The 17,785-nt window shown below is 59.8% G+C and carries 21 protein-coding genes; 15 read left to right on the top strand and 6 right to left on the bottom strand.

Annotated elements, in window-relative coordinates:
- Positions 1 to 83: 83 nt before the first annotated feature.
- From EOE18_RS11375 to EOE18_RS11365, 3 genes are all read left to right on the top strand, one after another.
- Positions 84 to 944 (top strand): IS3 family transposase, encoded by an 861-nt coding sequence (locus EOE18_RS11375; protein WP_281278044.1) that lies wholly within the window; start codon positions 84 to 86, stop codon positions 942 to 944.
- A 344-nt stretch (positions 945 to 1,288) separates the two neighbouring features.
- Complete coding sequence (locus EOE18_RS11370) at positions 1,289 to 1,894, top strand: CatB-related O-acetyltransferase (RefSeq protein WP_164852734.1); 606 nt, start codon at positions 1,289 to 1,291, stop codon at positions 1,892 to 1,894.
- A 55-nt stretch (positions 1,895 to 1,949) separates the two neighbouring features.
- On the top strand, positions 1,950 to 2,867 hold the full coding sequence (locus tag EOE18_RS11365; RefSeq protein WP_127709539.1) for a glycosyltransferase family 2 protein: 918 nt from the start codon (positions 1,950 to 1,952) through the stop codon (positions 2,865 to 2,867).
- A gap of 178 nt (positions 2,868 to 3,045) precedes the next feature.
- Here the strand turns inward: EOE18_RS11365 and EOE18_RS11360 are convergent.
- A protein-coding gene (locus EOE18_RS11360) for an IS3 family transposase (protein WP_127709537.1) occupies positions 3,046 to 4,217 on the bottom strand; the annotation gives its coding sequence in 2 pieces (ribosomal slippage) (positions 3,046 to 3,953 and positions 3,953 to 4,217; 1,173 coding nt in all).
- A gap of 218 nt (positions 4,218 to 4,435) precedes the next feature.
- On the opposite strand from EOE18_RS11360, the gene EOE18_RS11355 reads away from it, so the two are divergent.
- On the top strand, positions 4,436 to 5,086 hold the full coding sequence (locus EOE18_RS11355) for a YqaA family protein (RefSeq protein ID WP_127709535.1): 651 nt from the start codon (positions 4,436 to 4,438) through the stop codon (positions 5,084 to 5,086).
- Between the two features lie 79 nt (positions 5,087 to 5,165).
- Here EOE18_RS11355 and spt read toward each other — a convergent pair whose 3' ends face one another.
- The 3 genes from spt to EOE18_RS11340 all read right to left on the bottom strand — a co-directional run bounded on the left by spt (position 5,166) and on the right by EOE18_RS11340 (position 7,103).
- Positions 5,166 to 6,365 (bottom strand): serine palmitoyltransferase, encoded by a 1,200-nt coding sequence (gene spt / locus EOE18_RS11350; protein ID WP_127709533.1) that lies wholly within the window; start codon positions 6,363 to 6,365, stop codon positions 5,166 to 5,168.
- Positions 6,366 to 6,367: 2 nt separating this feature from the next.
- A complete protein-coding gene (locus EOE18_RS11345) occupies positions 6,368 to 6,607 on the bottom strand; it encodes an acyl carrier protein (protein ID WP_127709531.1) in 240 nt (79 codons plus the stop codon).
- 109 nt (positions 6,608 to 6,716) lie between these two features.
- Positions 6,717 to 7,103: a response regulator gene (locus EOE18_RS11340; RefSeq protein ID WP_127709529.1), complete on the bottom strand. Its 387-nt coding sequence runs from the start codon at positions 7,101 to 7,103 to the stop codon at positions 6,717 to 6,719.
- A gap of 52 nt (positions 7,104 to 7,155) precedes the next feature.
- On the opposite strand from EOE18_RS11340, the gene EOE18_RS11335 reads away from it, so the two are divergent.
- From EOE18_RS11335 to EOE18_RS11320, 4 genes are read left to right on the top strand one after another with little or no spacing between them, the layout of a single operon-like run.
- The gene (locus EOE18_RS11335; protein ID WP_342772662.1) at positions 7,156 to 7,482 is read left to right on the top strand and encodes a DUF3572 domain-containing protein; all 327 of its coding nucleotides are present in this window, start codon (positions 7,156 to 7,158) and stop codon (positions 7,480 to 7,482) included.
- A 4-nt stretch (positions 7,483 to 7,486) separates the two neighbouring features.
- Positions 7,487 to 8,107, top strand: coding sequence for an HAD family hydrolase (locus EOE18_RS11330; protein WP_127709527.1), 621 nt, complete (start codon positions 7,487 to 7,489; stop codon positions 8,105 to 8,107).
- 1 nt (position 8,108) lies between these two features.
- On the top strand, positions 8,109 to 8,573 hold the full coding sequence (locus EOE18_RS11325; RefSeq protein ID WP_127709525.1) for a RidA family protein: 465 nt from the start codon (positions 8,109 to 8,111) through the stop codon (positions 8,571 to 8,573).
- A 3-nt stretch (positions 8,574 to 8,576) separates the two neighbouring features.
- On the top strand, positions 8,577 to 9,737 hold the full coding sequence (locus EOE18_RS11320) for a GNAT family N-acetyltransferase (protein ID WP_127709523.1): 1,161 nt from the start codon (positions 8,577 to 8,579) through the stop codon (positions 9,735 to 9,737).
- A gap of 6 nt (positions 9,738 to 9,743) precedes the next feature.
- Here the strand turns inward: EOE18_RS11320 and EOE18_RS11315 are convergent, their stop codons facing one another.
- On the bottom strand, positions 9,744 to 10,076 hold the full coding sequence (locus tag EOE18_RS11315) for an SEL1-like repeat protein (RefSeq protein WP_127709521.1): 333 nt from the start codon (positions 10,074 to 10,076) through the stop codon (positions 9,744 to 9,746).
- Between the two features lie 295 nt (positions 10,077 to 10,371).
- Here EOE18_RS11315 and dksA point away from each other — a divergent pair, with 295 nt between their 5' ends.
- The 7 genes from dksA (at position 10,372) to EOE18_RS11280 (ending at position 17,065) form a co-directional block, all read left to right on the top strand.
- Positions 10,372 to 10,830 (top strand): RNA polymerase-binding protein DksA, encoded by a 459-nt coding sequence (gene dksA / locus EOE18_RS11310; RefSeq protein ID WP_127709519.1) that lies wholly within the window; start codon positions 10,372 to 10,374, stop codon positions 10,828 to 10,830.
- 154 nt (positions 10,831 to 10,984) lie between these two features.
- Positions 10,985 to 11,356 (top strand): PilZ domain-containing protein, encoded by a 372-nt coding sequence (locus EOE18_RS11305; RefSeq protein WP_127709517.1) that lies wholly within the window; start codon positions 10,985 to 10,987, stop codon positions 11,354 to 11,356.
- A 30-nt stretch (positions 11,357 to 11,386) separates the two neighbouring features.
- Positions 11,387 to 12,853 carry an ABC transporter substrate-binding protein gene (locus EOE18_RS11300; RefSeq protein ID WP_127709515.1) on the top strand — a complete coding sequence of 489 codons (1,467 nt, stop codon included), beginning with the start codon at positions 11,387 to 11,389 and terminating at the stop codon, positions 12,851 to 12,853.
- A gap of 155 nt (positions 12,854 to 13,008) precedes the next feature.
- Positions 13,009 to 13,704, top strand: a complete 696-nt coding sequence (gene ctrA / locus EOE18_RS11295; protein ID WP_127709513.1) for a response regulator transcription factor CtrA — start codon at positions 13,009 to 13,011, stop codon at positions 13,702 to 13,704.
- 144 nt (positions 13,705 to 13,848) lie between these two features.
- A complete protein-coding gene (trmB, locus tag EOE18_RS11290; RefSeq protein WP_127709511.1) occupies positions 13,849 to 14,583 on the top strand; it encodes a tRNA (guanine(46)-N(7))-methyltransferase TrmB in 735 nt (244 codons plus the stop codon).
- Between the two features lie 199 nt (positions 14,584 to 14,782).
- The gene (locus EOE18_RS11285) at positions 14,783 to 16,141 is read left to right on the top strand and encodes an anti-phage deoxyguanosine triphosphatase (RefSeq protein WP_127709509.1); all 1,359 of its coding nucleotides are present in this window, start codon (positions 14,783 to 14,785) and stop codon (positions 16,139 to 16,141) included.
- Between the two features lie 6 nt (positions 16,142 to 16,147).
- Entirely contained in the window at positions 16,148 to 17,065 is a 918-nt protein-coding gene (locus EOE18_RS11280; protein ID WP_127709507.1) for a LysR family transcriptional regulator, read from the top strand.
- Positions 17,066 to 17,086: 21 nt separating this feature from the next.
- On the opposite strand, the gene queC is transcribed toward EOE18_RS11280, so the two are convergent.
- Complete coding sequence (queC, locus tag EOE18_RS11275; RefSeq protein WP_127709505.1) at positions 17,087 to 17,785, bottom strand: 7-cyano-7-deazaguanine synthase QueC; 699 nt, start codon at positions 17,783 to 17,785, stop codon at positions 17,087 to 17,089.

Genomic DNA, 17,785 nt, shown 5'->3' with positions numbered 1-17,785 from the left:
CCCGCTGGTCAGCGCGATCCGAACCGCCTCTCGCTTAAAATCTTCACTATGCTTCATCATCTCGTCGGTCTCCTGTTGCGAGCATAAAACGCTCAGGTGACCGGCACAAATCCGTTACAAGTCCACCTTGCCTGGCTGTACAACCCAGCAGCTACTATGCCTGGCAGAAGAACCCGTTGAGCCAGGGTGCACGGGAAGACGCTCGGCAGACCAAGCTGATCCGGCAAGCCTGGAATGACAGCAACAAGGTCTATGGCTACCGCAAGTTGCACGATGATCGGCTCGATCAAGGCGAGACCTGTTGTCCGAACCGCGTGGCGCGGCTGACGAGAATGGCCGATATCAAGGCGCAAATTGGCTACAAGCGTCGCCCAAGTAGCTATGGCGGCAAGCCATCGGTTGCTGTCGACAACACGCTGGCACGGCAATTCGATGTTGCCGTGCCTGACAGAGCCTGGGTGACGGACATCACCTACATTCAGACGATGGAGGGCTTTGCCTATCTGGCTGTCTTGCTCGACCTCTATTCGCGCCGTGTGGTGGGCTGGTCGGCGCAAAGCCGCCAGACCACCGATGTGGTGCTGCAGGCCTTACACATGGCGGTCTGGCGCCGAAAACCCAAAGCCCGTGTGCTGATACACTCGGATCAGGGTTCGCAATTCACCAGTATGGATTGGGCTGCCTTCATTAGGGCGCACAATCTGGAACACTCAATGAGCCGACGTGGCAACTGCCACGACAATGCCGTGGCAGAGAGCTTCTTCAACCTGCTCAAACGCGAACGCATTCGGCGCCGGACCTACAAAACACGCGAGGAAGCACGGCAGGATGTGTTCGATTACATCGAGATGTTCTACAACCCGGTGCGCAAGCACGTCAGGAACGGCATGCTGTCGCCCGTCGAGTTCGAACGGCAGCAGATTTTGAAAGCCAAAGGCGTCTAGAAAACTAGGGGCTATTCAGTGTGCCCGTCACCTAGAGGGCCCAAATCCGATCCTCATACCGAGGTGGCCACTGTGAAATGCCGACGGAATTGCGCTCTTCAGCGCCCGCCGCGGGGCTCGCGCACCGTCACCGTGCCCTTGCCGTCAAAAATCACCAGTAAATGGAGGTGCCCATCTGATGTGCAAACAGGCCGCATAACAACAACCGGGATTAGCTTAACTTAGCCGCCAAGCTGTCCAAGAAGGCGGGACCACCTCACCCAGCCGACCATCCAGTTGAAAAAGGTAGGCTATATGTCTATCCAGCCTTCAAGATGCCTCAACGATCAAGGAGCAGGCCTGCCATGATTTTGTCACTCTTGGAAAAGCTCAAAATTCGAGTGTGGCAGCGCAGTCAGTTTGACAGCCAACCGCTAAGAAAGCTTTTCCGAGAAAAATATCGGGTTGATGTAGGTTATTACAGCTATGGATGTTTTGACCAATGGCGGATGCCAGGCCCGATCAAAATAGGACGATACTGCTCGATTGCAAATTCCGTTCGCACAGTCCCGATCAATCACCCCTATGACGCCATCAGCACACACCCAATGCTTTACGAGAGAAAGTTCGGCGTTGTTGAAAAAAATATTCATTACGACGATCCTCTTGTTATAGAAGATGACGTTTGGATAGGACATAATGCCATTATTCTTCCCGGCTGCAAATTTATCGGCCGAGGATCAATCATTGGCGCAGGAAGTATTGTTACAAAACCTATACCCGCCTATTCGATTGTGGCAGGCAACCCTGCAAAGAAGCTTCGAGACCGCTTTACTACAGACATGATTGAGGCGATTGAAGCAAGTAGATGGTGGGAACTTGATGCACCCGAACTAAAGAAGGTTCTTGGTCAGAATCCCGAAGTCCTCCTCAAACCCAACCCAGCACTTCTAACAATTCTACATTCATAAAATGAAATAAAATCTAAAAATACAAACTCCCAATCACACTGGAGCTTCGTCAAGCATGACCGTCAGCATTTGCATCATCGCCTTTCGCAATGCGGAGGAAATCGCAACCTGCTTGGATGCGCTTGCTCTTTCGACCTATACTGATTTTGACGTTGTCGTGACTGAGAATGGCGGTGAAGCTGCATTCCAGGAATTGGTTAGTTGCCTGCCTCATCAGTTAACGGGCGGGCAAAAAGTCGAGTGCCTGTGTGCCCCCAGCAATCTGGGTTATGCTGGTGGGGTAAATCATTGCATAAAGGCGCGCCCAGACAGCGAGGCATGGTGGGTCGTCAACCCTGACACAACGCCAGACGCCGATGCATTGTCCGCTTTGATGCGCCGCGTGGCAAAAGGTGATGTGCATGCAGCGGGTAGCGTACTGTACCACCCCGATGGAAAGGTCCAGGCCTTTGGCGGCCTGTGGCGCGCAGCATTGGCCAGACCGGAATCCATGGGCATGGGAGCCAGGATCGAAGCGTCGATCGACCCTTTGGCTATTGAAGCTAGCATCAATTATATTTTGGGCGCCTCCCTGCTTGTTGATCGACAATTTGTTGAGCAGGTTGGCCTGATGCGAGAAGACTACTTCCTTTATTGCGAGGAAGTGGAATGGTGCCTGCGTGCCGTTAACATGGGCCTAAAGTTGGGTTTTGCACCAGATTCTCGGGTATGCCATGGCCAAGGCGGTACTACGGGGTCAGCCGCCCCCATTCGCCAACGCCCCAAATTACCTATCTATCTAGACGAGCGGAACAAGATCCATGTTGTGCGCGATACAAAGCCTTGGTTCCAGATAACCGCCATTCCTGCGACCTTTTTACTGCTCTGCATGCGCTATTTGCCAAAGCGCGCTTGGAAACAATGGGGCTATGCAGCGTCTGGCTGGTGGGCAGGCGTAAGGGGCGAGCGTGGAATCCCTGCCTGGCTTGGCTAGGAACTACGGCGCGAGCACACCTGAATAGCCCCTAGATTTCTGGACTTGATGGGGTGGACGCCCCCCGACGGCATTGATGTGCCATAGTGGAGGTGTTGAACACCACTTGAGGAGGCGTGAGGTGGTCCCGCCTTCTTGGCCAGTTTGGCGGCTGAGTTAAGCTAATCCCGGTTGTCGTTCATGCCGCCTGTTTGATCATCAGATCATGGGGGGCATGCCCCCCATGATCTGATTGTCTGATCCGCCGATAGGCCTCGACCGGGGTTCTTCCGGCCAGGCCCGAGTGCGGACGCTGGGTGTTGTAATAAGTAATCCACCGGCCAAGGCCAGCCCGCAACTCGGAGCCGGTCTCGAAGACATGGAGATAGACACACTCGTATTTCAGGGACCGCCAAAGCCGCTCAATGAAGACATTGTCCATCCACCGGCCCCGGCCATCCATGCTGATGCGGACCTCGGCCTCGCGCAGCACAGTAGTGAAAGCCCGCGACGTAAACTGGCTGCCTTGGTCGGTGTTGAAGATTTCCGGCTTGCCGAACCGGGCCAGCGCCTCCTCCAGCGCTGCGACACAGAAGCCGGCATCCATCGTGTTCGACAGCCGCCAAGCGAGCACCTTGCGTGTCGCCCAGTCCATGATCGCAACCAGGTACAGGAATCCGCGCCGCATCGGGATGTACGTCACGTCTGCGCACCACACGTGGTTGGGCCGCTCGATCGCCAGTTGGCGCAGCAAGTATGGATAGATCCGGTGCTGCGGGTGCGGATCGCTCGTGCGGGGGCGCTGGTAGATCGGCGTCAGCCCCATCTTCGCCATCAGACGCCGCACCCGACGGCGACCGACCTCGTGCCCGGCACGCCGCAGGTGCCGCGCCATCTGGCGGCTGCCGTACCATGGGCATTCCATGAAGGTCTCGTCGATCACCGTCATCAGCGCCAGCGTCTCGTCCGTCTCCGGGACCGGCGCGTAATAATACGACGAGCGGCTGATCCGCAGCAGGCGGCATTGCGCCGAGATTGACAGGCGTTGGTGAGCAGCTTCGACCATCGCCCGCCTTCGGTCCACGCTCATCGACCGAAGGCTTTCGCTAAAAAATCCCGCTCGACGACCAATTGCCCGATCTTGGCGTGCAGCTTTTCGACCTCGCTCTCGCTGACGGCCTTAGCCACATCGCCAGCCCCGGAGAACGTGCCTGCCATCCCGTCGATAGCCTGCCGTTTACAGGACGCGATCATCGTGTGGTGTACGCCATGCTTGGCTGCCAGTTCCGCCAGCGTCAGATCGCCCCGGATCGCTTCCAGCGCGACCTTGGCCTTGAAATCAGCGCTGTAGCGCTTCCTTGTCGTCTTCATTCCCGTACCAATCCTTCAGGTCGGGAGTAGCTTAACACCCTGTCCAGAAAACCGGCACCACCTCACTGTTGAGCGACTCACTATTTTTCGATCTTCCCGACATGTGCCACATGAGCGTCACGGTGTCAAGAGAAATAACCAATTTGGTTATTCGCTAGCGCTTGCGCCGTCCCGTGCCCCGCACTAAGCAAGTGGCGCAACTATCAGGGAATTTGCGGATGCTGCGCCGTCTCTACGATTGGACCATGGACAAGGCCACCGGCCGCTTTGCCGAAATCTGGTTAGCGATCTTCGCCTTTATGGAGGCAAGTTTCTTCCCGATTCCGCCCCATCCGGTGCTGGGCGTCATGTGTCTGGCCAATCCGCAAAAGGCGATTCGCTATGCCATCATCACCACGCTGGCCTCGGTGGCGGGCGGGTTGCTGGGCTATGCGATCGGCCATTATGCCTTTGCGCTGCTGGGCGATCAATTGCTCAACGCGCTGCATCTCAAGGCCAGCTTCCCCTATGCCGCCTGCAAATTGCGCGGCGAGGCAGGCTTTATCGCCATCATCGCCAAGGGCGCCACGCCCATCCCCTTCAAGCTGATCACCATCACCGCCGGTTTCATCGGCATGCCCATCGGCAAATTTGTGCTGGCCAGCGTCATCTCGCGCTCGATCAGCTTCCTGATCGTGGGCATCCTGTTCCGCCTGTTCGGCGCGCCGATCAAGGCCTGGATCGACAAATATCTGGCGCTGGCCGTGGCGGGCTTCGTGGCTTTGGTAGTGGCGGGCTTTGTCGCTGCCGCAATGCTGGGCGGGCACAAGAGCGCGGTGGCGGATGAATGCACGGGGGTGACGCTGGAATCTTTATCGACGATGAAATAAACGCCGAAACATTCCACAAAAAAGCCTGCGGTGCCAAAGACAGCACCGCAGGCTTTTTCATAGCCTCAAGGCAAAGGGATCAGATGATCCCGACCCGCTCGCCCGCTCGGGTGAACATGCCGATGATCGTCTGTACCTGTTCGGCGCTATGCAGCGCGCAGAGCGAGCAGCGCAGCAGCGTCATACCAGCCGGCGTTGCCGGCGGACGGGCCAGATTGACGTAAAGCCCTTCATGCAGCAACGCTTCCCACATGGCCGCGCCGCGTTCCAGATCGGGCATAATCACCGAAATGATCGCGCTCTGCGGCTCGTCGGTGCCCAGCTGGAAACCCTTGTCGCGCAGGCCCTTGTGCAGGGTGCGGCTGTTTTCCCACAGATGCGCCCGCTTGTCGGCGGCATGCATCAACTTGCGCACGCTGGTCGCGGCCGTCGCCACCACGCTGGGCGGCAGGCTGGCGGTGAACACATAGGGGCGGCAAACGAGACGCATGATCTCGAACTTGGGATGGTTGGAAACGCAGAAGCCGCCAACCGTGCCCACCGACTTGGAGAAAGTGCCGATCACGAAATCGACATCATCCAGACAGCCCTGATCCTCGGCCACGCCGCGCCCGTTGGGACCGATAAAGCCCATCGAATGGGCCTCGTCCACCAAGACCATCGCGCCATATTTCTTGGCAACCGCAATCATGTCCTTCAGCGGGGCAATATCGCCCAGCATGGAATAGACGCCTTCCAGAATGACCAGCTTGCCCGCATCCTCGGGCAGACGGCGCAGACGGTTTTCCATCGCGGCCAGATCATTATGCTTGAAGGGCACCACTTCGGCATTGCCCATCTTGCAGCCGTCCCAGATCGAGGCATGGCTGTCGATGTCGAGGATGATATAGTCACCCTTGCCCGCAATCGTGCTGATGATCCCCAGATTGGCCTGATAGCCGGTGGAGAACACCATGGCGTGCTTCATGTCATAGAATTCGCAAAGCGCCGCTTCCACCGCCTTGTGCCCGGCATAGGTGCCGTTCAGCACGCGGCTGCCCGTGGTGCCCGAACCAAAATCGTCAAAGGCCTGCTTGCCCGCCGCAATCACATCGGGGTCAAAGGTCATGCCCATGTAATTATAGGTGCCGAGCAGGATCGTCTCGCGCCCGTTGCACATGGCGACCGTTGGCGAAACCACCTTTTCCATCACCAGATTGAACGGATCGGTCACGCCGGTGGCAAGCAGAGCCTCGCGCTGGGCGATGATGGGGTCGAATTTGGAAAACAGATCGGTCATGATCAGGCCTGCAACTTCACCACGGCATCGACCAGCTGTCCAAAGGTCTCGATCTCGGCCTGCTGGTTCATGGAAATGATGATGTCGAACTCGTCTTCAATGGCGGCAACGAAATCCATCACCGTCAGGCTGTCAAATTCCAGATCGCCGGCAAAGCTGGTGGCGTCGGCAATGGCAACGCCCTTCTTGTTGAAAGGTTCGATCAGACGGAGAATCGTCTCTGCGGTGGCTTCGCGGGTCATGCGCTTCCTCGTGCAAGGTTTACAGGTCAGCGCTGTGGCCGACAATTGCGGCGCAAAAGCGGCGAAAGGGGGCAAAAGTCAAGCGGTGCGGATTCTTAACCCGCCGCTCTTAACCCGCCACCGCCCCCACCTGCGCCAGCAAGCCTTTCACCGCCGCCATAAACGGGCCAATCGACACCGGCTTGGCCAGATAGCCTTCCGCACCAGCCTGACGGATGCGCTCCTCATCCCCCTTGCCCGCATAGGCGGTCACCGCCAGCACAGGGATCGGGCGCAAGGCAGGGTCCAGCTTGGCCGCCTCGATCAAGTCCAGACCCGAAATATTGGGCAGTTGAATGTCCATAATGATCAAATCGGGCACAAAACTGCGCGCGCTTTCCAGCGCGACACGCCCGTCACCCACCGGTTCCACCACATAGCCCTGACTTTTCAGGACATCGCAGAACAGCTTGCGATTGAGGTCATTGTCCTCGACAACGAGTATCCGCTTTGCCATGCGCCTGTCTGCGTCCTGATTCCCACCCCGATGGCGCAGGCTCTAGGGCCATATGAGGAGGCTGACAATTCTCCGCGACCGCGAAATGAAAGATAGTGATCCATTTACCCTCGCCCTTTCGGCATTGGGGTGGATTCTGTCCGATGAAAACCATGCCGACCGTTTTCTGGCGCTCACCGGCGTCAGTCCGGACGAGCTGCGCGCCCGTTTGAACGAGGAAAGTGTGCTGGTGGCCGTGCTCGATTTCGTGCTGGCGCATGAACCGGACACCATCGCCTGTGCGCAAGCGCTCAACATTGAACCGCAAGTTCTGGTGGCGGCGCAGGCCCAACTGGCCGATAGGGGCCGCCACGGTATGGATGCCGATTGGGGAGCATGACGGCATGAGCCGACCTTTGATTATTTCCGACTGCGATGAAGTGTTGCTGCACATGATCGCCCCGTTCAAAAGCTGGCTGGCGCAGGTGCATGACATCACCTTCACCATGAACGGCAATGATTTCAGCAAGTCGATGCACCATCCCGATGGCAGCGCGGTGGAAACACGCGATATGTGGCGGCTGCTCGGCGCTTTCTTCGACACCGAAATGCACCGCCAGACGCCGATTGCCGGCGCGGTGGAGGCGATCAAGACGCTGCAGACCGATGCCGATGTGGTGATCCTCACCAATCTGGAGAACCATCGGCAGGAGGCCCGCGTCCAGCAACTGGCCGATTTCGGCCTCTCCTTGCGGGTCTTCACCAACCAAGGCCCCAAAGGCCCTGCCATCCGCGCCATCCTGTCCGAATATCAACCCAGCCGCGCGGTCTTCATCGACGATATTGCCCAGCACCATGGCTCGGCCGCCGAAATCACCCCCGACATCCACCGCCTGCATCTTTGCGGCGAACCTTTGCTGGCCCCGCATATCCCCTGCGCCCATGTCGCAGGCCACGCCCATGCCCGTATAGACAGTTGGGCAGAGGCGCTTCCCTGGATCACAAGAACTTTGCATGGAGAATGAAATGAGCGATTCTGTTGAAGCCCGTCTGGCCGAACTGGGCCTGACCCTGCCCGTGGCGGCGGCCCCCGTGGCGGCCTATGTACCGGTGGTGGTGGCTGGCGGCCTGGCCCATGTGTCGGGCCAGCTGCCTTTCGTCGATGGCGCGCTGGTCACCGGCCGTCTGGGCGACAATGTCAGCACCGAACAGGGCTATGAAGCCGCCCGCGCCTGCGGCCTGATGCTGCTGGCCCAGTTGAAGGCCGCTTTGGGCTCGCTGGACCGCGTGGAACGCATTGTGAAGCTGGGCGCTTTCATCAATTCCACCGGCGATTACACCGACCAGCCCAAAGTGGCCAATGGTGCCAGCGAATTGATGGCCGCCGTGTTTGGCGATGCTGGCAAACATGCCCGCAGCGCGGTGGGCGTGCCGGTGCTGCCCCTGGGCGCGGCGGTCGAAGTGGACGCCATTGTGGCGGTGCGGGACTAAACCATGGGTGACGGGGCGGGCGGTGACGGCGCAGGCGGATTGACAGCGAGATTGCTGCCTTCCGTGGGCGAGCTGCCCGCCTCGGCATGGGATGGGCTGGATGCCAGCGCCAACCCTTTCACCTCCCATGCTTTCCTTTGCGCCATGGAGGATTCAGGCAGTGTAGGCGGCAATAGCGGCTGGACACCCGCCCCTATCGTGATCGACCGGCCCGATGGCACTTTGCTGGGCGCCCTGCCCGCCTATATCAAGGCGCATAGTCAGGGCGAATATGTGTTCGATCATAGCTGGGCCGATGCATGGCAGCGGGCTGGCGGGGAATATTACCCCAAGCTGCAAATCGCCGCCCCTTTCACCCCCGCCACCGGCCCGCGCATTTTAACGCAGGACTTGGCACTCGCCCCCCTGCTGCTGCGCGCGGCGGAACAGGTCTGCGCGCAGGCCGAGCTTTCCTCCGCCCATGCCACTTTCATCGCGCCCGAACAGGTGCCCCTGTTTGAAGCGGCGGGCTGGCTGATCCGGCATGATATCCAGTTCCACTGGACCAACCGCGATTATCGGCATTTCGACGATTTTCTGGCCGATCTCTCGTCTGACAAGCGCAAGAACCTGCGCAAGGAACGCGCCAAGGCGCAGGACGGGGTGGAGATTCGCCACCTGACCGGCGACCAGATTCGCCCCGAACATTGGGATGCCTTCTGGCTGTTCTATCAGGACACCGGCAACCGCAAATGGGGCCGCCCCTATCTGACGCGAGAGGCCTTCGACCTGCTGGGCGAGCGCATGGGGGAACGCATCCTGTTGGTCATGGGTTTTATCGAGGGCAAGCCGGTGGCCGGAGCGCTCAATTTCATCGGGCCGGACGCGCTCTATGGCCGCTATTGGGGCGCGGTGATCGACAAGCCCTTCCTGCATTTCGAACTATGCTATTATCAGGCGATTGATGCCGCCATCGCGCTGGGCCTGCCCCGCGTCGAGGCTGGCGCGCAAGGGGCGCATAAATTGGCGCGGGGCTATGCGCCATGCCGCACCACATCGGCGCATTATATCGCCCATGCCGGTTTTCGCGCCGCCGTGGCCGATTTCCTGCAACGCGAACGCGCCGGCGTCGCGCAGGATCAAAACTTTCTGGAAACCCGCACGCCCTTTCGCAAGGGCTGCTGAAAGGGTTTACGCCGCCTTGCGGGCGATGCTTGCCAGCCATTCGCGCGCGCGGCGCTGGGCTTCGGCAATCTCGCGCGCGGTCATGTCATCGGCCACTTCGGCGCGGCATACCTGCGCCTCTTCATGTCCAGCCACCGCCGCCAGATTGAACCATTTATGCGCTTCGACCAAATCGCAACCCACACCATGGCTGCCGGTGGAATAGACCACGCCAAGGTCGAAATAGGCGATCGTGTCGCCCGCCTGGGCCGCCGCCAGACAGCGCGTCAACAGCGCCGCCGCAGCTTTGTCACTAACCTCTATGTTATCCTGTCCGAACGGTGCCCAATTGTAACCCATGTCCTGCTTCCTGATTCTGCTATCATGCGCCAAGACTGGCCCTGCGTGGTCAAGATAAGGTTAATATCCGGCAAGGTTTTGCCGATACGGGTTAACACGTAACCATTTGGGCTAGACTTTACCTGCCTCTGTAAAAGCCCATCCGCAAAATTGCGGTGATTGGCGCGCAAAGAAATCAAGTTTGCCGCTTGTGGAGATTTCGGCTGCAAACTATAGGCCGCTTCATACCGGCTCGGCAAAGTGGCTGGGGCTGGTGTCGCCAAAATTTGGCGTAACAGCATTACGGAGGGTAAAGATGGCGAGTGGTCTGGCGGACGATATCGACGTCCTCGTCAAGGCAAGACGTTCTCTGGCCGGAGACTACGTCCCTTCCGAAGATGAAGAATATATGTGCGAGGCGCAGCAGGACTATTTCCGCCGCCTGCTGCAGCAATGGAAAAAGCTGATCCTGAGCGCTTCGGCCGATACGCTGAACCAGTTGCAGGAAGGGCCGCTGCGCGAACCCGACCTCAATGATCGCGCCAGTTCCGAAACCGATTGGGGCATCGAATTGCGCACGCGGGACCGCCAGCGCAAATTGATCGCCAAGATCGATTCGGCCATCCGCCGCATCGAGGCCAATGAATATGGCTATTGCGAAGTGTCGGGCGAACCGATCGGCCTTGGCCGTCTGATCGCCCGCCCCATCGCGACGATGACGGTGGAAGCGCAAGAGGCGCACGAGCGCCGCGAGCGCGTTTCGCGCGACGATTAATCGACAAAAGCTTAACCGGCATCACGAGCAAACACGTAGATGTTAACGCTTTGTTGATGCCGGACAGCCTAGGCTGAACCTGTTCAAAGGCCGATTCTTGCCCGTGGCGCCCCTTGGGCCCACCGGCTTGGCCGAAGAGGGCAGAAAGCAAGCCATGGCGATCAGTGACAATCCCCAACGCGGAACCGGACGCGACAGCCTGTTCCTGCTGGCCAATCTGCGGGTGGAGGGCAGTGATGCCTTGCACAGCGTGCGCATCCGCAACCTCTCGCGCGGCGGCCTGATGGCCGAGGCCAGTTTGCGGGTCATTTGCGGATTGCCGGTACAGGTGGAATTGCGCCAATTGGGCTGGATCGATGGCGTAGTCGCATGGGTGCAGGACAACCGTTTCGGCATCGCCTTTGATGAAGAGGTCGATCCAGTATTGGCCCGCCCGCAGCATACGGCCGAACCCCATGCCTGTTTCACCCGCCTGCGCACACCGGCCAGCGCGCTGCCCACAGCTGGCTTGCTGCGCAAGGTTTGATCGCTGCGACACTTGCTGTAGGGTAAGGCTATGAAGCCGAGCCCTCTTTTCAAGCTGGCCCCATTCTCCAGCCTGACCTGCGCCGCTGCGCTACTGGCCAGCCTGACCGCTTGTCACAAGGAAACCAACCAGGCCCTGCGCGTGGCGGTGATTGGCGAAGGGGAGTTGGACGCCAATCCGGTTGCGGCTGACATGCTGGAGGCCGCGGGGCAAGAAGGGCTGGTGGCGCTGGACGAGCAGGGCCGCGTGGTGCCCGCCCTCGCCGACCGCTGGATCGTCACCGATGATGGTCTCAGCTATATTTTCCGCCTGCGCGATAGCGCGGCCCCCGACGGCAGCCCTTTGACCAGCGAATCGGTGCGCAATGCGCTGCGTCAGACCATCGCCGCCACCAAGGACACGCCGCTGGGGCTGGAACTGGGCGTAGTGGATGAAGTGCGGGCGATGGCGGGCCGCGTGGTGGAAATCCGCCTGACCCACCCCATGCCCGATTTCCTGCAATTGATGGCCGAACCTGCACTGGGTCTGCGCTGGCGCGGGCGGGGCACTGGTCCGATGCGGATCAAGAGTAAGGATGGGTTGCTTTGGCTGACCGCCCTGCCCCCGTCGGAACGCGGCCAACCCATGCCCGAAAACTGGCAGGCGACCACCCGACCGGTTACCCTAGTGCAAAAACCGGTGGAAGCGGCGCTGGCTGATTTGGGCGCCGGGCGGGTCGATCTGGTGCTGGGCGGCAGCTTTGCCGATGCTGCACGCATTCCCAACGGGCGGCTCAGTCGCTTGCAGGCCGGATTTGATCCGGTGGCTGGCCTGTTCGGGTTGAAGGTGGAGAATGAGCAGGGCTTCCTCGCCCTGCCCCTCAACCGCGAGGCCTTGGCCATGGTGATCGACCGCGTCGCCTTGGGGCAGGCTCTGGGGATCGCCGGATTCGTGCCGAACACCCGCCTGCTGCCCATGGCGCTGCGCGGCGATGACAAGAGCGAGCGCTGGTCCGATTATGACATGGAAGGGCGCCAAAAACTCGCAATGCAGCGAATCAGTCGGTGGAATGCGGTGCATCCTGAAAGGGTGCGGCTGCGGCTGGCGCTACCAAAAGGGCCGGGCGCAGATATTCTGGCCACACGAATTACGCAGGACTTTGGCAGTATTGGTGTTGAAATAGAAAGAGTTAACATCAAAGACCCTGCCGACCTCCGACTATTGGACCAGGTGGCACCTTACGCAAATCCCGCTTGGTATTTCCACGTTTTGCACTGCCGCGCGAACCAAGATTGCTCGACAGAATCAGATATTTTGATCGAAAAAACTTCCGAAACCAGCGCTTCGGAAACGATTGCACTTTACGCCGAAGCGGAGCGATTAACCCTTAGCGCGAACGTTTTCATCCCGCTGGGCCTGCCGGTCCGCTGGTCCGCAAGTGCCGGATCGGTTCACGGTTTTTCCTTTAATACTCATAGTTTACACAATATCTATCCTATGAGCCAATTGGGGAATTAAGGCTAAATGCCTAATTCACAAGCCATTTCATGCCTCCGATTTGACGCTTTACGCTAAATTAACCTTTTGCGTTCATCTATCGCATGGTTAATAGGTGGCTGTGCCCGGAAGAGGTCGCAACCGCAGAAACCGGGGTTAATAGGGGGCAAACCCATATGCGCGTTTTGTTGATAGAAGATGAGCCTACCACGGCCCGAGCTATCGAATTGATGCTCACCACCGAAGGCTTTAACGTATACTCGACCGATCTGGGCGAAGAAGGCCTCGATCTGGGCAAGCTGTATGATTACGATATCATCCTGCTGGATCTCAACCTGCCCGACATGCATGGCTATGACGTGCTGAAAAAGCTGCGCGTCGCCAAGGTGCAAACGCCGGTGCTGATCCTGTCGGGCATTTCGGAAATGGACAGCAAGGTCCGCAGCTTCGGCTTTGGCGCCGATGACTATGTGACCAAGCCTTTCCATCGCGAAGAACTTATCGCCCGTATTCAGGCGGTTGTCCGCCGTTCCAAGGGCCATTCGCAAAGCGTTATCCGCACCGGCAAGCTCTGCGTCAATCTGGACGCCAAGACGGTGGAAGTGGACGGCGCCCGCGTGCATCTGACCGGCAAGGAATATGCCATGCTGGAGCTGCTCTCGCTGCGCAAGGGTACCACGCTGACCAAGGAAATGTTCCTGAACCACCTGTATGGCGGCATGGACGAACCCGAACTCAAAATTATCGACGTTTTCATCTGCAAGCTGCGCAAGAAACTTGCCCATGCCTGCGGCGGCGAAAATTACATCGAAACCGTGTGGGGCCGTGGCTATGTGCTGCGTGATCCCGGTGAGGATGCCGTCGCCGCCTGAGCGAAGTCCCCCACCCCCGATTAACCGCAGCGGCCCGCCCCTATGGGGTGGGCCGTTTGTGGTTTAAGGGCCCTTGGCTGCGCCCTACTTGACCCTTGGCCCAACGCCTGCCATCGGCGGCGCAAATTCGCAGCAGGCACCGATATGACAGCATATAAAGAAGGCGATCCCACCACATTGAACCGGCTCTATGGCCGCTCCAAGGGCAAGCCCTTACGCGCGGGCCAACAGGGTCTGGTGGATACGCTATTGCCGCAAATCGCCGTGCCGCTGGAAGGCGAGGTCACCGCCAAGCGCCTATTTGGCGAAGACCGTCCGTTGCATTTCGAGATCGGTTTTGGCGGGGGCGAGCATATGGCCTATCGCGCCGACATGCTGCCCGACCATGGTTTTATCGGCGCCGAACCTTTCATCAATGGCGTGGCGCAGGCGCTGACCCATGTCGATGGCGGGCGCAATTCCGAAGGCGTGGCCCAGCATCCGCCTCTGCCCAATGTGCGGATCCATCATGGTGATGCGTTGGAAGTGCTCAGCCGCATTCCCGATGGCTCGCTGTCTTTCCTCTATCTACTGCATCCCGATCCCTGGCCCAAGGCGCGCCATGCCAAGCGCCGGATGATGAATGACGGACCGGTGGATATGTTCGCCGCCAAGCTGAAACCGGGTGGCGAATTCCGCTTTGGCACCGATCACGATGTCTATTTGCGCCACGCCTTGATGGTGATGCGCCGCCACAAGGACCAGTTTGAATGGCTGGCGCAGGAGCCCAAGCATTTTCAGGTGCGCCCCAGCGGCTGGCCCGAAACCCGTTACGAGCACAAGGCCCGCACGGTTTACGGCCATGAGGTCTGGTATTTCCGCTATCGTCGCAAAGCCTGAGCACCATCCACGACGGGCAAAAAAAGGGCCAGCCCGAGGGCTGGCCTTTGGAAGTTTGGGAGAGGATGCCTGAAAGGCGTGTTCCTTATTGCGCTGCAGCATGATTCTCGCAAATGCAAAGGCGCCAAGAACTGTTGCGTTTCGCGCAACCAACACCTCTCCCTTCCCCTAAGCGCCCAAATGGCTCTACAAGCCGCGGATGCATTCCTCCCCCGAATCCCCGCTCTGGTCCCACCGCCGCGAAAGCTGGACCGCGCAGGCCGAAGACGCCCGCGACTATGCCGATATTGATTATGCCCGCGTCATCCATTCGGCCTCTTTCCGCAGGCTTCAGGGCAAAACGCAGATCCTCAATCTGGGGGACAGCGATTTTTATCGCACCCGCCTGACCCATTCACTGGAAGTGGCACAAATTGCCGGTGGCCTTGCCCGCCAATTGGCCAAGGATGTGCCCGAGCATTCCGCCGCCCCGCTGCTGCCCGATCGCAGCCTGATCCATGCCATCGGCTGCACCCATGATTTCGGCCACCCGCCCTTCGGCCATGGCGGCGAGGTGGCGCTGAACTATTGTATGCGCGATGCGGGCGGGTTTGAGGGCAATGGGCAAACCTTACGCATTCTGGCGCGGCTGGAGAGTTTCTCGCAAAGCGCAGGGGCCAATCTGTCGCGGCGGATGATGCTGGGCGTGCTGAAATATCCAGTAGCCTTTTCCGCCGTTGCCAATCCCGATCTACGCCCCGCGCTGCTCTCCGGCCCCAGCACCCTGCGCCTGATCGATGCAAGCGCCAGCAAGCCACCCAAATGCTATCTCGATAGCGAGGCTGATGTGGTGGAGTGGATCTGCCAGCCTTTGTCTGACGCAGACCGCGCCCTGTTCCAGAGCCACACCCCGCAACCGGGCAAGCATGGCAAGGCGCTGCATAAATCGCTCGATTGCAGCATTATGGATGTGGCCGACGACATTGCCTATGGCGTGCATGATCTGGAAGACGCCATCGCGCTGGACCTGATCACGCGCGACAGCTTCGCCCGCGCCGTGGCCGACCATTGCCCCAGCTTTCTGGACGCGATGAAGGCCAAATATCCGGGCGAGAGCGCGAATGATGTGTTCGGCCATATGCTCGAAGGCCTTTTCGGCGGCGAGGGTACGCGCAAGCGCTTTATCGGGCGCTTGGTCCATCATTTCATCACCGCCGTCGATTTCGTGGAAATGCCCGAGTTTGCCGAGCCTTTGCTGCGCTGGCGGGTGGCGATGCGTGGCCCACAGCGCGCCTTCCTCTCGGTCTTGCAACAATTGGTGGTGCGCGAGGTGATCACCAGCCCCGCCGTGCAGCATCTGGAATTCAAGGGCCAAACCATGGTGGTCGCCGTGTTCGAGGCGATGCAGGCCGATCCTGCCCGCCTGCTGCCGCGCGAGGTTCTGGCGCGCTATGACGCCGCAGGAGGCGCTCCACGCGTCATCTGCGACTATGTGGCTGCCATGACCGACACTGCCCTGCTCAAGAACTATGAGCGGCTGTTCAGCCCGCGCATGGGCTCTGTGTTCGACCGGATCTAACGCCCGATGGCGCTGCCCGATCTGGAAGGCTTGGCGATCTTTGCCAAAGTGGTGGACACCGGCTCCTTCGCCGCCGCCGCCGAGGCGCTGGGCCTGTCCAAACCCACCGTGTCCAAAGCCATGGCGCGGCTGGAGGGGCGGCTGGGCGTGCCTTTGCTCCACCGTACCAGCCGCCGTCTGGCGCTGACCGAGAGCGGGCGCAGCGTGTTGGACAAGGCGCGGCGCATTCTGGCCGATGGGGAGGCCGCCGAGGCGCAGGCCCGCGATGAAGGCGATGTGCCGCGCGGGCTGGTGCGGCTGGCCGTGCCGATGAGCTTTGGCCTGCGCCATGTCGCGCCTTTGCTCACCGAATTTCTGGCCGCTTATCCGCTGGTGCAGGTGGAGCTGGACCTGTCCGACGCGCTGGTGGATGTGGTGGGCGGCGGGCATGATGTGGTGCTGCGCATCGCGGGGCTGGAGGATTCTTCGCTCAGGGCGCGGCGGCTATGCAAGGTCGCGCGGCCCTTGGTGGCCTCGCCCGCCTATCTGGCCGCCCATGGCACGCCCCAACATCCGCGCGACCTTTCGATGCATCTCGGCCTGCTCTACACCAATCTGGAAAACCCCGCGCAATGGCGTTTCACCCATGCGCAAGAAGGGGACTATATCGCCCATCTGCAAGGGCGACTGGGCGCGAACAATGCCGATGCATTAACCCCTGCCCTGCTGGCGGGCCAAGGAATCGCGCTACAGCCCGATTTCATGGTGTGGGACCATCTGGCCAGCGGGGCGCTGGTCGAAGTCATGCCCGATTGGCGTGTCAGCGATATTGCGCTGCATCTGGTCACCCCACCGGGCCGTTTGCGGCCAGCGCGGGTGCAGGTGTTGATCGACTTTCTGGCCAGTCATCTGGGCAAGGCGCCCTGGGTGCGGGAACGAGCCTAAGCCCGCCCCCGACGCCATCCCTTAACGCACCGCATATTCCAGCGGGTCGACCAGCCCCGCCTCGGCAAAGCCACCCAGACGCAGGCGGCAAGAATCGCATTCCCCGCAAGCCTTGCCATCGGGCTGCGGGTCATAACAGGACCAGCTCATGCCTGCATCCAGCCCCAGCCGATGCGATTCGCGGGCAATATCCGCCTTGGACATGAATTGCAGCGGGGCATGGATGGTGAAATCACCGCCCTCTGCCCCCGCCTTGGTGGCCAGACGCGCCAGATCGGTAAAGCCCGAAATGAATTCCGGACGGCAATCGGGATAGCCCGAATAGTCCAGCGCATTGACGCCAATGAACACATCCTGCGCGCCCAAAGCCTCGGCCCAGGCCAAAGTGAGCGAGAGGAACACCAGATTACGCGCGGGAACATAGGTGACGGGAATGTCTTCCCCCACCCCTTCCTTGGGCACATCAATATCCGCTGTCAGCGCCGAACCGCCAAATTGGCGCAGGTCCAAAGGCAGGATCACATGGCGCTTGGCCCCCAGATGTTTGGCCAACACGGTGGCGGCATCCAGTTCGCAGGCATGGCGCTGGTTGTAATTGATGGTCAGCGCATAAAGCTCATAGCCCGCCTCAAGCGCCAGCCCTGCGGAAACCATCGAATCCAGCCCGCCCGACAGCAACACCACCGCCTTGCGACCATCAACCTTGGCAATCGGCCCCAT

It is taken from the genome of Novosphingobium umbonatum (assembly GCF_004005905.1).
GTDB classification, from domain to species: domain Bacteria; phylum Pseudomonadota; class Alphaproteobacteria; order Sphingomonadales; family Sphingomonadaceae; genus Novosphingobium; species Novosphingobium umbonatum.
This window is presented reverse-complemented; position numbering and strand designations above follow the sequence as displayed.

Excerpts from the sequence above, each read along its gene's own strand:
- queC (WP_127709505.1), bottom strand. The coding sequence starts at position 17,785 with ATGGGGCCGATTGCCAAGGTTGATGGTCGCAAGGCGGTGGTGTTGCTG.
- EOE18_RS11280 (WP_127709507.1), top strand. The coding sequence starts at position 16,148 with ATGGCGCTGCCCGATCTGGAAGGCTTGGCGATCTTTGCCAAAGTGGTG.
- EOE18_RS11345 (WP_127709531.1), bottom strand. The coding sequence starts at position 6,607 with ATGACCCGCGAAGCCACCGCAGAGACGATTCTCCGTCTGATCGAACCT.
- EOE18_RS11365 (WP_127709539.1), top strand. The coding sequence starts at position 1,950 with ATGACCGTCAGCATTTGCATCATCGCCTTTCGCAATGCGGAGGAAATC.
- ctrA (WP_127709513.1), top strand. The coding sequence starts at position 13,009 with ATGCGCGTTTTGTTGATAGAAGATGAGCCTACCACGGCCCGAGCTATC.
- EOE18_RS11285 (WP_127709509.1), top strand. The coding sequence starts at position 14,783 with ATGCATTCCTCCCCCGAATCCCCGCTCTGGTCCCACCGCCGCGAAAGC.
- trmB (WP_127709511.1), top strand. The coding sequence starts at position 13,849 with ATGACAGCATATAAAGAAGGCGATCCCACCACATTGAACCGGCTCTAT.
- EOE18_RS11370 (WP_164852734.1), top strand. The coding sequence starts at position 1,289 with ATGATTTTGTCACTCTTGGAAAAGCTCAAAATTCGAGTGTGGCAGCGC.
- EOE18_RS11330 (WP_127709527.1), top strand. The coding sequence starts at position 7,487 with ATGAGCCGACCTTTGATTATTTCCGACTGCGATGAAGTGTTGCTGCAC.
- EOE18_RS11355 (WP_127709535.1), top strand. The coding sequence starts at position 4,436 with ATGCTGCGCCGTCTCTACGATTGGACCATGGACAAGGCCACCGGCCGC.
- dksA (WP_127709519.1), top strand. The coding sequence starts at position 10,372 with ATGGCGAGTGGTCTGGCGGACGATATCGACGTCCTCGTCAAGGCAAGA.
- EOE18_RS11320 (WP_127709523.1), top strand. The coding sequence starts at position 8,577 with ATGGGTGACGGGGCGGGCGGTGACGGCGCAGGCGGATTGACAGCGAGA.
- EOE18_RS11315 (WP_127709521.1), bottom strand. The coding sequence starts at position 10,076 with ATGGGTTACAATTGGGCACCGTTCGGACAGGATAACATAGAGGTTAGT.
- EOE18_RS11335 (WP_342772662.1), top strand. The coding sequence starts at position 7,156 with ATGAGGAGGCTGACAATTCTCCGCGACCGCGAAATGAAAGATAGTGAT.
- EOE18_RS11340 (WP_127709529.1), bottom strand. The coding sequence starts at position 7,103 with ATGGCAAAGCGGATACTCGTTGTCGAGGACAATGACCTCAATCGCAAG.
- EOE18_RS11300 (WP_127709515.1), top strand. The coding sequence starts at position 11,387 with ATGAAGCCGAGCCCTCTTTTCAAGCTGGCCCCATTCTCCAGCCTGACC.
- spt (WP_127709533.1), bottom strand. The coding sequence starts at position 6,365 with ATGACCGATCTGTTTTCCAAATTCGACCCCATCATCGCCCAGCGCGAG.
- EOE18_RS11305 (WP_127709517.1), top strand. The coding sequence starts at position 10,985 with ATGGCGATCAGTGACAATCCCCAACGCGGAACCGGACGCGACAGCCTG.
- EOE18_RS11325 (WP_127709525.1), top strand. The coding sequence starts at position 8,109 with ATGAGCGATTCTGTTGAAGCCCGTCTGGCCGAACTGGGCCTGACCCTG.